At 43.2% G+C, this 14,104-nt stretch carries 13 protein-coding genes and 1 pseudogene; 8 read left to right on the top strand and 6 right to left on the bottom strand.

From position 1 onward, the window contains the following. Nucleotides 1–143: 143 nt before the first annotated feature. Nucleotides 144–2,423, bottom strand: coding sequence for an NADP-dependent oxaloacetate-decarboxylating malate dehydrogenase (maeB, locus tag PXH59_RS03580; protein ID WP_285811618.1), 2,280 nt, complete (start codon nt 2,421–2,423; stop codon nt 144–146). A gap of 537 nt (nt 2,424–2,960) precedes the next feature. Here maeB and PXH59_RS03575 point away from each other — a divergent pair. The 5 genes from PXH59_RS03575 (at nt 2,961) to PXH59_RS03555 (ending at nt 6,545) form a co-directional block, all read left to right on the top strand. Further along, the gene (locus tag PXH59_RS03575; RefSeq protein WP_047767971.1) at nt 2,961–3,596 is read left to right on the top strand and encodes a response regulator; all 636 of its coding nucleotides are present in this window, start codon (nt 2,961–2,963) and stop codon (nt 3,594–3,596) included. A 317-nt stretch (nt 3,597–3,913) separates the two neighbouring features. Further along, the gene (locus tag PXH59_RS03570; protein WP_285810386.1) at nt 3,914–4,336 is read left to right on the top strand and encodes an ArsC family reductase; all 423 of its coding nucleotides are present in this window, start codon (nt 3,914–3,916) and stop codon (nt 4,334–4,336) included. A 14-nt stretch (nt 4,337–4,350) separates the two neighbouring features. Beyond that, nucleotides 4,351–5,478, top strand: a complete 1,128-nt coding sequence (dapE, locus tag PXH59_RS03565) for a succinyl-diaminopimelate desuccinylase (protein ID WP_047767973.1) — start codon at nt 4,351–4,353, stop codon at nt 5,476–5,478. After that, nucleotides 5,475–6,143, top strand: a complete 669-nt coding sequence (locus PXH59_RS03560) for a M15 family metallopeptidase (protein WP_285810383.1) — start codon at nt 5,475–5,477, stop codon at nt 6,141–6,143. The genes dapE and PXH59_RS03560 overlap by 4 nt, the downstream gene beginning before the upstream one ends. A 207-nt stretch (nt 6,144–6,350) precedes the next feature. Next, complete coding sequence (locus PXH59_RS03555) at nt 6,351–6,545, top strand: YpfN family protein (RefSeq protein ID WP_072059750.1); 195 nt, start codon at nt 6,351–6,353, stop codon at nt 6,543–6,545. Here the strand turns inward: PXH59_RS03555 and PXH59_RS03550 are convergent. Beyond that, a pseudogene (locus PXH59_RS03550) lies at nt 6,490–8,629 on the bottom strand (tRNA(Met) cytidine acetyltransferase TmcA). The gene PXH59_RS03555 and the pseudogene PXH59_RS03550 sit on opposite strands and share 56 nt — an antisense overlap. Before the next feature lie 72 nt (nt 8,630–8,701). Continuing rightward, nucleotides 8,702–9,154 (bottom strand): DUF441 domain-containing protein, encoded by a 453-nt coding sequence (locus PXH59_RS03545; RefSeq protein ID WP_047767979.1) that lies wholly within the window; start codon nt 9,152–9,154, stop codon nt 8,702–8,704. 347 nt (nt 9,155–9,501) lie between these two features. Between PXH59_RS03545 and PXH59_RS03540 the strand changes: the two genes are divergently transcribed. Next, entirely contained in the window at nt 9,502–9,855 is a 354-nt protein-coding gene (locus tag PXH59_RS03540; protein WP_285810381.1) for a hypothetical protein, read from the top strand. A gap of 98 nt (nt 9,856–9,953) precedes the next feature. On the opposite strand, the gene purC is transcribed toward PXH59_RS03540, so the two are convergent. From purC to dapA, 3 genes are all read right to left on the bottom strand, one after another. After that, nucleotides 9,954–10,667: a phosphoribosylaminoimidazolesuccinocarboxamide synthase gene (gene purC / locus PXH59_RS03535; protein ID WP_047767981.1), complete on the bottom strand. Its 714-nt coding sequence runs from the start codon at nt 10,665–10,667 to the stop codon at nt 9,954–9,956. 92 nt (nt 10,668–10,759) lie between these two features. After that, nucleotides 10,760–11,806 (bottom strand): outer membrane protein assembly factor BamC, encoded by a 1,047-nt coding sequence (gene bamC, locus PXH59_RS03530; RefSeq protein WP_285810379.1) that lies wholly within the window; start codon nt 11,804–11,806, stop codon nt 10,760–10,762. Between the two features lie 17 nt (nt 11,807–11,823). Continuing rightward, entirely contained in the window at nt 11,824–12,723 is a 900-nt protein-coding gene (gene dapA / locus PXH59_RS03525; protein ID WP_285810378.1) for a 4-hydroxy-tetrahydrodipicolinate synthase, read from the bottom strand. A gap of 244 nt (nt 12,724–12,967) precedes the next feature. Between dapA and PXH59_RS03520 the strand changes: the two genes are divergently transcribed. Both PXH59_RS03520 and bcp read left to right on the top strand, forming a co-directional pair. Then, entirely contained in the window at nt 12,968–13,525 is a 558-nt protein-coding gene (locus tag PXH59_RS03520; protein ID WP_285810377.1) for a glycine cleavage system transcriptional repressor, read from the top strand. A 14-nt stretch (nt 13,526–13,539) separates the two neighbouring features. Beyond that, on the top strand, nt 13,540–14,019 hold the full coding sequence (gene bcp / locus PXH59_RS03515) for a thioredoxin-dependent thiol peroxidase (protein ID WP_047767988.1): 480 nt from the start codon (nt 13,540–13,542) through the stop codon (nt 14,017–14,019). The last annotated feature ends 85 nt before the right edge of the window (nt 14,020–14,104 follow it).

Genomic DNA, 14,104 nt, shown 5'->3' with positions numbered 1-14,104 from the left:
TTAAAAAAATTAATCATCAAAAAATTGCCCGCATATTATAGATAATGAGAATTATTTACAAATTAAAAAACCCTGTCAGGCATAAACCTAACAGGGTAATTCACCGATTTATTCCAAACCACGGTTAGAATGGCGAGTTATTTTTATAGTGGATCTGTTTGTGCTTCAACCGCCGCCAACGCCACCATATTCACGATACGACGTACAGAAGCAATCGGTGTCAGGATATGAACCGGCTTCGCAACCCCCATCAAAACCGGGCCAACAGTTACCCCCTCTGAACTAGTCACACGCAGCAAGTTATAGCTGATACGAGCCGCTTCCATATTCGGCATAATTAACAGATTTGCTGAACCCTTGAGCGGGCTGTCCGGCATAATATCGCGGCGGATACTTTCCACCAGCGCAGCATCACCGTGCATTTCACCATCAATTTCAAGTGTTGGTGCCATTTGCTGAACCAATGCCAATGTCTTACGCATTTTTTGCGCAGAATCACATTCAGAAGCGCCAAAACTTGAGCGTGATAGCAAGGCCACTTTAGGTTCAATACCAAAACGGCGAACCGTTTCAGCCGCCATCAGTGTGATTTCTGCCAACTCTTCTGGGCTTGGATCTTCATTAACATAAGTATCGGCAATAAATGTATTTCCCATCGGTAACATTAAGGCGTTCATGGCACCTGCGGTATGCACTCCCGGGCGAAAACCAAAGACATCTTTTACGACCTGATAATGTTCGCTGTAGCTGCCAACAGTGCCACAAATCAGGCCATCTGCTTCACCACGGTGCACCATAATTGTACCTATCAGCGTTGGGTTACCAATCACTGCACGACGTGCTTGCTCTTGCGAAACACCACGGCGTTTCATCATTTGATAATATTCCTGCCAATATTCTTTGAAACGTGGATCATTTTCATTGTTCACCACTTCAAAATCTTTACCCGCTTCAATATGCAGCCCTTGCTTTTTAATCCGCATTTCAATGACGCCAGGGCGGCCAATCAGGACAGGAAATGCCAGCCCAAGTGAGACAAGTTCTTGGGTCGCATGTAGTACGCGAACATCTTCCCCTTCTGCCAATACAATCCGTTTCTTCTCTTTTTTGGCTTGGGAAAAGATGGGTTTCATAAATAAGTTGGTCTTATAGACAAACTCATTGAGTTTCTCAATATATGCCCCGAAATCGGTAATAGGTCGGGTTGCCACACCGGAGTCCATCGCCGCTTTCGCTACAGCCGGTGCAATTTTTACAATCAAGCGAGGATCAAACGGTTTCGGAATGATGTAATCGGGACCAAAGAACAGGTCTTGATCGCCATAAGCAGAAGCCACTTCCTGACTTTGTTCAGCCAGTGCAAGATCAGCAATGGCATGCACACAGGCAAGTTTCATCTCTTCATTGATGGTTGTGGCCCCCACATCCAATGCGCCACGGAAAATAAACGGGAAGCAAAGAACGTTATTCACCTGATTAGGAAAATCAGAACGGCCAGTACAAATAATGGCATCGGGACGTACTGCTTTTGCCAATGGTGGCAAAATTTCTGGCTCTGGATTGGCTAATGCCATAATGAGCGGATTTTTTGCCATGGTTTTCACCATGTCTTGGGTCAATACGCCCGGCCCGGAACAGCCGAGGAAAATATCAGCATCAGGGATCACATCTGCCAATGTACGGCTGCCATGATCCTCAATGGCATAATCCGCCTTGGTCTTTTCCATGTTCTCTTCGCGGCCACGATAAATAACCCCTTTTGAGTCACAGACGACAATATTTTCACGTTTCAAACCCAATGCTACCAGCAGGTTCATACAGGCAATTGAGGCAGCACCCGCCCCCGATACCACCATGCGCACCTTGCCAATGTCTTTATTAACGACCCGCAATCCATTCAGCACGGCTGCGGTACAGATAATGGCTGTGCCATGTTGATCATCGTGGAATACAGGAATTTTCATGCGCTCACGGAGTTTCTGCTCAATGTAGAAACACTCCGGTGCTTTAATATCTTCCAGGTTGATACCACCAAAAGTGGGTTCCAGCGCGGCGATGATATCAATCAATTTATCAGGATTGGATTCATCCACTTCGATGTCAAAAACATCAATACCAGAGAATTTCTTAAATAAAACGCCCTTCCCTTCCATAACAGGTTTACCGGCTAATGCACCGATATTACCCAGCCCTAAGACAGCGCTGCCGTTAGAAATAACCGCAACAAGATTGCCACGTGCAGTATATTTATAAGCCGCCAAAGGATCTTCTGCTATTTCAAGACACGGTGCAGCAACCCCCGGTGAGTATGCCAACGCCAAATCACGTTGCGTTGCCAATGGCTTGGTTGGTGTAACCGTAATTTTTCCAGGTTGTGGGAACTCATGAAAATCAAGAGCACTTTGTTTTAATTTTTCATCCATCATCAGATCCTTTACGCGTCATGTCTTAGTGAAAACCGTTTCAGTATAATAGTTACAGAAGGTTAAATCATGATATCAGTAGCATTTTGTTCATAATCTTTAAAATCAAGGTGCAAAAACAAACAAATGATGACGTTACGTTAATCAATATTATATAGATACTCTCTTAATGATACCTATATAGGGGTATTTTATCTTCAATTAATAACCTGATAAATTAATTAAAGATGAATTTTAAAATTAACATTTAAAATAAGTTTACAAAAACAAAAATTAATCTATAAAATATTCATCCAAATTTATTTGGAAAATTATTAGCAATTAAGGAAACACATTTTCTTATGAAAGTGAATTTCATCTGAGTGGTTAAACCTGTTTGCGCCATTTCTATTTTTATATCAGGATATATTTTCAGAATCTCATTAATGATGATTCAATATACTCCATAAAAATCACACAGCGATTTAACATAAAGCAGAAACCTGTCTTTTATGTTTTATTAAACATAAAGTTGCATTTCTATATGGGAGAAAGAATATGCATAATCATTCAGTCATGATAGTGGATGATCATCCTATCATTCGTCACGGCTTAAAAGGGTTGATTGAATTAGAACGAGAACTCATTGTGACAGCCGAAACTGGCAATGGCGAAGACGCAATTAATATCGCTTGCCAAATAAAGCCTGACATTATTCTGATAGATTTGAAAATCAATGGTCTTTCAGGAATTGATACGATTAAATCTCTCCGCCGCAAAGGGCTTGATTCCTATATCCTGGTACTTTCTGATTCAGATCACAGAAGTGATATTTACGATGCAGTTGATGCTGGTGCGAATGGTTATTTATTAAAAGATATCGAGCTGACCTCTCTATTGAACAACATAAAAAAAGCCATAGATGGTCATGCGGTGTTCAGTGAAAACGTCCATCAATATTTATCCACTCGCCATCTTTATGTTGATCCGTTATCAAAATTAACCAAACGTGAATTAGATGTTTTAAAAGAAATAGCAGAAGGAATGACAAATAAAGAAATTGCTGATTTTCTTTTTATTTCAGAAGAAACGGTGAAAGTTCATACCCGTAACTTATTGAAAAAACTTAAATCACGTTCCCGTCTCGAAGCCACTATCATCTATCTGAAACACAGAAAAACAGAGTTCATTTAACATTGGCTTGTTGCTTAACGCCCCAATACAAAACACAATTTCCCTCATTTTTACCAATGGGGAAATTGTGAGTTATCAAGAATTATAAATTAATTAGGAACAAATTAATTTTGCATATAATAATCAAGGATATTATCTATAAATTTATTACTTGAAATGCAGGCAATCTATTTTTGTCGATAATTTGAACACCCGTAACGTCAATGCCAGGAAAAAGCAGACAGAAAGTCTGCGCAAAAACGCGTTATCTGGATAAAATAGCCAATTTCCCGCATTATGTCGGATATGTTGAACAAGACAAAACTAAGGCTCTCATCATGTCAAATACCTCTTTGTATCCGGATACCCTTTCTCACAAAATATCCATTCTCTACGGCATCAAAAACTGCGATACCATAAAAAAAGCACGTCGTTGGTTAGAAGATCAAAAAATACCTTATCAATTCCATGACTATCGGGTTGATGGTCTATCCCCTGAGCTACTTCAAGCATTTATTGAGCAAGTTGGCTGGGGATCTCTCCTGAATACCCGCGGTACAACGTGGCGCAAATTGCCCGACGAGCAAAAAGCAGCTATTAACAATGCAGAAGCGGCTAAGGCACTCATGCTGGAACACCCTTCAATCATAAAACGCCCTCTCTTGGTTTCAGGCTCAGAAAGTTCAAAAAGCGAAGGAACAGAAAAGTATTTACTCGGTTTCAAGGCAGAGCAGTATCAACAATTTTTCTCGCATGACTAGATAAGGAGAGCACCATGATCTGTCCGGTAATTGAACTTGCTCAACAGTTAATCAAACGTCCTTCTGTCAGTCCAGATGATCAAGGTTGTCAGGAACTGCTTATCCAGCGCCTGCAAGACATTGGTTTTACAATCGAACCAATGCCTTTTGGCGATACCCTGAATTTTTGGGCTTATCGCGGAAGCGGAGTCACTTTAGCCCTTGCCGGGCACACCGATGTTGTTCCTGCCGGCGATATCTCACAATGGCAAACGCCGCCCTTCGAACCTTCTATCCGTGATGGAATGCTGTATGGCCGTGGTGCCGCAGATATGAAAAGCTCTCTGGCTGCAATGGTTGTTGCTGCTGAACGTTTTGTCGCAGAAAATCCTGCGCATAAAGGCCGTCTGGCTTTTCTGATCACCTCCGACGAAGAGGCCAAAGCCACCAATGGTACCGTCAAGGTCGTTGAAACGTTAATCTCTCGCCACGAACGTCTGGATTATTGCCTGGTCGGAGAGCCATCCAGCCAGAACTGCCTTGGGGATATGATCAAAAACGGGCGACGGGGGTCACTAACCGCCAGCTTAACTCTCTTTGGCACCCAAGGACATGTTGCCTATCCACAGTTGGCAGATAACCCGATCCATCGTTCAATACCTTTCCTGCAAGAACTCGTCAATACTCAGTGGGATAACGGTAATGAATTTTTCCCGTCCACAAGTATGCAAATCGCCAATATTCAGGCGGGAACCGGCAGTAATAACATTATTCCTGGTAAATTGTGGGTGCAATTTAATTTCCGTTTCAGCACTGAACTGACAGACAGCGAGATCCGCCAACAGGTTGAAGATATGCTGAAAAAGCATCATCTAAAATATGAGATTGACTGGTGGTTATCAGGTCAGCCTTTTCTGACGTGCAAGGGGGTTCTTGTTGACACTGTAGTTGAATCCATTGAGCACTATTGTGGATATAAACCAGAGCTATCAACCAGTGGCGGTACATCAGATGGACGTTTTATCGCTAAGATGGGGACTCAGGTCGTGGAGTTGGGACCAATTAATGCCACCATCCATAAAACCAATGAATGTGTCAAAGTGACTGATTTACAAAAATTGAGCCTGATTTATCAACGTATCATGGAGCAATTAATCAAATGATGACACCTGAAGCGTTGACCGGCCTGTCCACTGATCACCTGATCACTCTTACCGGCAATCACCGTTTGCAGTTTAATGCCACCAAAGCGTTTCTTGCCATGCAGAAAGAAGCGGCCAAAGCAGGTTTTAAGCTACAACCTGCCAGTTCGTTCCGTGATTTCACTCGCCAGCAAACTATCTGGAATGAAAAATTCTGTGGTCAGCGTCCAGTATTAGATGAAAATAGCCAGCCTCTTGATATCTCGAAAATGGATGAAGGAGAACGCTGTAAAGCCATTCTTCGCTGGTCAGCTTTGCCAGGAGCAAGCCGCCATCATTGGGGGACAGAGCTGGATATTTATGATCCCTTTCTGCTACCAGAAGGTAAAAAATTGCAGCTAGAACCGTGGGAGTATGAAAACGGCGGATACTTTGAGCCATTAACCCATTGGTTGACAGAAAACATGTCTCAGTATGATTTCTACCGTCCCTTTACGCGCCACGATGCAGGTATCGCTTATGAACCGTGGCATATCAGCTACTGGCCATTATCCCATGAAGCCGAAAATTTATTCGATGAACACGTTCTATTAAATGCCTGGGAAGATCGTGATATTGCCGGCATAAACTGGTTAAAAACCAATCTATCCTATATATTTGAAAAATACATCAGGATAATAGATTAAAAAAACGATACTCGATAAACTTCAAGTTGCACTCCGCAAGACGACGCGAGACCTTATATTTCCCCGCGCAGCAGGGAAATATAACACGCATCCTGACGTTGGATGGGTATATAAATCAGGAAAATAACAGATCAGCAAAATAGCTGCTTCACACATTAGGCTCCTGAGCCTCACGGAAGAGGCTCTAAACATTCTGAGGAAAATACCATGCATTGGTTGATAGATTATTGGTGGATTGTTCTGTTAGTGCTCGTCGGCATTATTGTTAACGCAGTAAAAGCACTGAGTCGCGTCGATAAGAAATCTTTCTTAGATAACAAACCCGAATTGCCCCCGCACCGGGATCTTAATGATCAATGGGATGATGAGGATGATTGGCCACAGCGGGATCGCAAGAAATAACCCAATCTCTCCAGTGGCTGGCAAGTATTTTGTCGATGCTTGCCAATGCCTCAGCCGCCTCTTCACGCCAGAGTTTTAACAGAACCTTACGGCCATTCAGCGATAATTCACTGACACATTGTTCGATACTTAGCCGCTGTTGAAGATGCTTTCTCAACGCAGGCAAGGCCAAATTGCTCTTCAACAGTATTCTCTGTAATGCAAAATAAGAGGCTGACAGAGGACGATGAGCAAAGGCAAACCCAGCCAATTCCTGCCAGTCACTGTCATTGATCTGTTCGTCACCATCATGCTCAACTGGCAAGGTAAAGCCAAGTAACGATCCTAATCCTTTGGCATCTCTGGATAATCGCTGTTGTGCGGATTGAGCAAATCGCTCTCCCTGCTCACTCAAAGGCAAAACAGCCATCGCGGTATAACAACCACTACTCGCTTCCCGGTGAGTGCCCATTCTTACCAGGCGAAAACCACATTTTTGCCAAAGACCCCATAAATCAGCGGTATAACCAAAACTAACAGAGAGGAAATCCAGCTTTTGTTGACTGGCTGCCTGACATTGTTGAATGATCAAATGTCGTGCGATACCACGACGGCGATATTGAGCTTGTACAGCAATACGGCTGATCCGCTGTGATCGTAAAGTTGCAGCCTGCGGAAAACCACTATGTGCCGCCAGGGATTGAGCCACCAAATTGCCTCTTGGCCGCCGACGTCCTGCCCAGATCTCATGTGCTAATGTCTGTGACAAACCACCTTCGTTCACCATCCACAAAGCGCCAACCAATGATTGATGATGTTCTGGAGAACCCGAAAGGGCAGCCAAAAATGTCATTCCGTTACCATCCATTAATCGCCGCAGATCAAGGGGAGATGTCCGGTAATGTGCACTGGTTAATAAGCCATAAAATTGGCGCAATAATAATGTCGGGTGTTGTAACCATTCAGGCTGACATATCAGGTGAAAATGCAATTCTTCTGAGTTTAATCGTGTGTCATACACGAGCGATTTATCATCGAATAACAGAGCACTATCCAGCCACGCTTCCAATGGATCATTTTCAGCCCAGCGCATAGGCGTTTTCAATTCACGAATATGGCAGTCAGGCAATTCGGCACACAATTTCAACAAAAAACCGCGTCCTGTTCCCTCATAACCCTGGACTGTTGAAGTCAACAATACTCGTGGAAAATGGCGGATTAATTCTGCTAATTGTGGCGTTGGGATCGCTGCGGCTTCGTCAATCAATAACCAATCAGCATCGCTTTTATTTTTTTTGTCGACCTTTTTTCGTCCGGCAATATTTCAACAAATTGTCTACTGACCAAAACGGCGTTTCTTGCTCCAAAAATTTCTGTTCAGCCGAACCTGAGATAGCGGAATAACGTCGAATAACGTCTGTGGTTATTTTGGCAGGAGCACATAACCAGCATTTTCCTTGCCAATATCGCACTAACATTCCTGCCAGCGCCGACTTTCCCCGCCCCCGAGATGCGGTGATCACCCAAACGCCTCGTGTGGCCTGTAACAGTTCGTCAAGAAGAGATTGCTGACTTACCGTTGGGTTGCCATCGGGCATCTGCCAGACTCCGGTTGCAGGCAATGGTGGTATCTGAGATATCTGAAAAGGTATTTCCTGACGCCATAATAATACTTCAGGAAAGGCACGGATTTGCTGCTGAATATGGCGAATAAAATGAGGCGTCGAAATGACGCCTGACGATTCACTCCAGCGCAAACTATCTTCATCAGGCTGTTCGGGCCATTGTGACCAGGCGGGTACGCGCATCACCAACCAGCTTCCCGCTTTTAATGTGCCAGCCAGTATCGCTAATGCCTCAGCATTAAGCCCTTGAGTCGCATCAAAAACACCATGTAAGAATTCACGGCCAAGCAAGCTGACGGCTTTTGTGGGATCAATGGCCCCCGCTACATGCGCTGAAACCGTTAGCCAATCCCCTTGAAACTGTTCTGTTAGCTGATTGATAATCAATTCACTCCATTGCGGATCACCACTCAAAACAACTAAACGGCGCTGTCCCTGTTGTTGCATTTGTGCCTGCAACATTGCCCATACGCTATACATAGTGCGAACTATCCATAAAATGAACTGCATAACATGTGAAATATCTGATGGCTAAAATGGCTACCGGCATGGTCACGATTTACCAATCATCAGTGATAAAATGCCAGCGGCAATCAGAGGGCCTACCGGAACCCCCTTAAATAGAGCCACGCCCAATACAGTGCCGACCAATAATCCAGCCACGGTAGAAGGCTGGCCAGACATTAAAGTCACGCCACGGCTTCCCAACCATGACACAAGGACACCAACAGCAATAGCCAGCAGGGACTTCCAATTTAAGAACGAGCTAAAAATTTCCTGAGCGGAGATTTTCCCACTTGCGATAGGTGCCATGACGCCGACAGTCAGAATCAGGATACCTATCGCCAAGCCGTACTTTTCCACCCAAGGGAAAAACTGATCCAAAGGCGTGATACGCACTACCAGTAGAAATAACATGGCAAGTGTCACTGTCATGTTATGGCTGATGATGCCCAGCCCCGCAAGCACGAGTAAAATAAGTAGAGTAGGATCAATATGACTCATGAGCTTTTATTTCCTGTAAACTCCGATAGAACAATGTTTGACTATTTTTAAACCAGGCAACATAAATTCTGGCATGGAAAAGAGGATAACTTAAAATTTTTGCACTTAATCAAAAATATTCATCAAGTACCATCCCAAATTTGGGTAATAGCGCAACAATGGGTAGTTTGTTAACATCCTTGCCTTAAACAATCACATTGATAAATAATTAGCCATATAGATCAAGATACAACCCCTGTTTCTTGATAATTAGCCTTTTAAACACCAACGCCTTTTTACTAAGGTAAAGCAGAAAGGTTGTAAGAAGTGCCTTGCAACTAATATGCGTTCGTATAAGCGATATAAATATGAAAAAATTAACCTCCTCCATGATAATCTGTCTCTCTTTAGCGGGTTGCACCACTCAGTGGGTTCCTGCAACCAGTAATCCTGTTCCTTTTAGTGAAGCAAAAGTTGAATGCAGATTATCAGCATTACAACAATTTCCTGTCAAAAATGAAGTCGCCCAAAGATCAACACTGAAAATGGTGCAGCAACCTTGTATCAATAAAGAGCAATGTGGAAAAAACGGTTACTACAGTCAAAATGTTCCTATGGTCGAAAGCTATGTGACGGATGTCAACGCGGGTTCTAGAAGCGAATTTTATTACGGCTGTATGCACCAAAAGGGCTGGAAGCAAATAACCAAATCCCTGCTTTAAAACTTATTCAACCTGCAAGACAGGGACAGGATGCCCTTTTGGTTATCGGAGCATCCTGCCTATTTTACATTATATTTTTTAAGTAATCGTTTGCGTCATTAATCCAAAATAACGCCAATACGGCGTGCAACTTCCTCATATGCTTCGATCAGGCCACCGAGACTTTGGCGAAAACGATCTTTATCCATTTTATCCATCGTCTGTTTATCCCATAAGCGGCTACCATCCGGTGAAAACTCATCCCCTAATATGACCTTGCCCTTAAACAAGCCAAATTCCAACTTAAAATCCACCAGAATCAAATCCGCATCATCAAACAGTTTGCTCAATACTTCATTGGCCTTGTAGCTCAGACGTTTCATCTCAGCTAAATGCTCTTTGCTCACCCAGCCGAATGTCTCACAATAGGATTCATTAACCATAGGATCGTGTTTGGCATCATTTTTCAGAAACAGGTCAAACAGTGGCGGATTAAGCACCATTCCCTCTTCCACTCCCAAACGCTTAACAAGGGAACCTGCGGCACGGTTACGAATAACACACTCAACAGGCACCATATCCAGTTTTTTCACCAGGGATTCATTATCTGACAACCGTTGTTCCATTTGCGTCGGAATGCCCGCGTCTTCCAGTTTACTCATAATGAAATGATTAAATTTATTATTCACCATTCCCTTGCGATCGAACTGTTCAATGCGTTCACCATCCAATGCTGATGTATCATTACGGAATTCCAGCACAAGTAAGTCAGGATTGTCAGTGGCATACACTGTTTTTGCCTTTCCACGATACAACTCAGCTTTTTTCTGCATTTTACACTCCAGAAATATAACGTCTTTAAACGTAACTAATTAAACAAAAAACACATCCAAAATATAAAAGGGGCCTAGGCCCCTTTTGTATATTACTTATCCCTGGATTGGCTAAACGCGGCTTCCAGCACCGCCACCATCTGATCATTTTCAGATTGAGTCAGCGGCTTACCTTTGTCGCTGATAAATTGCAGGCTGCTTCGGTTATCCAAATCACCCACCTGCAACTTATAATTTCCTCCGAGGATGGAAGGCGCGTCTACTCCCAGCGCTTTCCAGTCAGAAGAACTACGTTCTTCATAAGTCACCTCTATCGCTCCGGTAGAACGAGTACGATCCGTGACTTTCATACCGATGTTTTCCAACACGTATGGCAATCTGTTCCAGACTATGTTGTATGGTGCACGCACGATAATTTGCGGTAATCCGGTATTATCACTACCGCTTTGTACAGAGAGTGGACCTGAGTTTTTAGCACCGCTCAGGCTCGCTGCTTCTTGTTGCTGGCTTAAGTCACTTGCCAATTTATTCAGCATCACAACATTGTAACGCTGGATTTGTACCGGATCGGTAATTTCCTTTTCTCCCTGTTTCAAACCTTCGTTCGCAACAGATAGTGCTATTTGGTAATCCTGTTTGGAAACTGAAATACGGTAACGCCCCTGATAAGGAACATTTTCATCCGCTCGGTGCCATGTAATCCAATCTGTCGTTAAGGTTTGTGCAGCATCATCTTTCTGGCTGATTTTATACCCTTTTTCCGCCAGAAGATTATTTACCTGAGACCATAAGCTACTGTATTCAGGAGTATTTTCAAACAACAACTTACTGCTGTTAGCACTATTTTCAACGCGGGAACCCGTCAACAATGCAAGCGCTTGCAATGGAGGACGTATATCCAAATCTTTACCCACAGCCCCCGTTGCCGACGTTGTCGGAAGATTATATTCACCATTTTGCAGTGGTAATGTCATTCCCGCAGGGATGTTCAATAGTTTCAGAGGAGGCGTGTCAAGATAGGTTTGATCCCCGCTTACCTGACGTTTATAGCGCTGATCACTGGAGCAGGCAGCTAAAAAAACGACCAATGACAGTCCAGCAATCTTCATGACCTTCGATTTTTGCAATAATGTTGCCATTAAAATTCCCTAAAATTTTACAGTAATCCAGCTATTTTCAAGGCACTACCAACTGGAATTTGCCCTTCCTGCGTTAGCGGAACCATTGGCAAACGCAATGTATCATCGGCAATCAACCCCAATTGACGGCAAGCCCACTTAACTGGCGTCGGGCTAGGTTCAACAAATAATTGATGATGCAATTCCATCAGTCTGCTGTTCAGTTCACGAGCTTGCAAAAATTCACCTTGCTCAACCCATTCACACAACTGCGCCATTTCCGCTGCGGCAACATTTGCAGTGACAGAAATAACCCCTTTGCCACCAAGCTGCATGAAATCGACAAAACTTGCATCATCACCACTCAGAAGAATGAAATCTTCATCACTAACCAATGCTTGGATCTGACTAACACGACTTAAGTTCCCTGTCGCTTCCTTAAGCGCAACAATATTTTTCAGTTTTGCTAAACGCGCGACCGTCGGTGGCAATAAATCACATCCGGTACGGGATGGCACATTATACAGAATTTGTGGTAAGTCAGTATTCTCAGCGATGGCCTTATAGTGCAAATATAAACCTTCCTGTGAGGGTCTATTATAATAAGGTGTGACTGACAGGCAACCCACAACACCCGTGTTTTCGAAACGGTTGGTCAGAGAGATAGCTTCTGCTGTCGCGTTTGCCCCTGTGCCGGCAATCACCGGAATACGCCCGTCAGCCATTTCCAGGGTTGTCAGTACAACATCAACGTGTTCGTCATGGTTAAGTGTTGCACACTCGCCCGTTGTTCCAACAGACACAATCGCAGATGTACCACTGGCGATATGATAATCAATCAATTTTTTCAAACTGGCCTTATCAATCCGGCCAGCTGAATCCATCGGTGTTATCAATGCAACTATACTGCCTGTAAAACCAGAATGATTGCCTACCATTGCCATTTCCTCTTAGTTAAACCTAAAACTGCAAATGAGAGGTTCATGGTACTTTCTTGCTATACAGAAGAAAACTCTTTAACCACGCGATTTCAATGAATTTTGTTAATATCAAGTGTAGCTGATTAAACATAAATTATAATTTCGTTCCCTTGATAAAGGCGATTGACCTTCTCCTGATCATTTTTTATGTTAAAACACAACATACACAGCAAACACCAACTAAAATTAAAGGAAAACCGCTTTGCCAACATCAGAACAGCATTTTTTAGTGATCACCGCCCTCGGTACCGATCGTCCCGGCATCGTCAATACCATTACCCGCCTCGTCAGCACATGTGGCTGTAATATTGAAGACAGCCGTTTAGCTATGTTTGGCGAAGAATTTACTTTTATCATGTTGCTATCGGGTAGCTGGAATGCCATTACTTTGATCGAATCCACCTTGCCACAAAAGGGCGCAGAACTTGAATTACTCATCGTGATGAAGCGTACCCGTTGCGGTGTCCAGAAAAAATTTCCTTCAACCATCACCGTTAAGGTAGACGTAGTTGATTCACCGGGAATTGTTGAGCGCTTTACCAGTTTATTCACAGCCCAGGATCTTAATATCGCGGAACTGGTATCAAAAACTCACCCAGCCGAAGAAAATCACCCTGCTCGTCTGCAAATCCAAATCACTGGTCACAACCCAGTTGATGATAATGGCACGATATTTAAAGAAAATTTTCATCATCTATGTACAGAATTAAATGCACAAGGCAGTATTATCGTACAAGACCATTTAAATCAAAACGATTAACCGGAGAATAAGTGATGAGTCCATTGAAAGCCGGAGACAAGGCACCACAATTCAGCCTTCCTGACCAAGATGGCGAACCCATTAATTTATCAGACTTCAAAGGTCAACGTGTTTTAGTTTATTTTTATCCCAAAGCAATGACACCGGGCTGCACAACTCAAGCCTGTGGCTTACGTGATTCTATGGATGAGCTAAAAAACGCCAATGTTGAAGTCTTGGGTATCAGCCCAGATGCACCTGAAAAACTATCCCGCTTTGTAGAAAAAGACATGCTGAATTTCACGCTGCTTTCTGATATTGACCACCAGGTTGCCGAACAGTTTGGTGTGTGGGGAGAAAAGCAGTTCATGGGGAAAACCTATGATGGCATTCATCGCATCAGTTTCTTAATTAATCCACAAGGTGAGATTGAACACGTTTTTAATCAATTCAAAACCAGTGATCATCATCAAGTTGTGCTGGATTACCTAAACCAACCTTCACTGTCAATATAGACACAGTAAGTCTTGAGTTGCCACTTTATTAACAAAGTGGCAACTCAGTTAATTTGTTTGGTATTTATTGCATTGTTATTCAATG

Origin of the sequence: Xenorhabdus bakwenae, assembly GCF_030272115.1 — a bacterium.
Classification (GTDB): domain Bacteria; phylum Pseudomonadota; class Gammaproteobacteria; order Enterobacterales; family Enterobacteriaceae; genus Xenorhabdus; species Xenorhabdus bakwenae.
The sequence above is the reverse complement of the archived record's forward strand: the minus strand, read 5'-3'. Positions and strand labels throughout refer to the sequence as shown.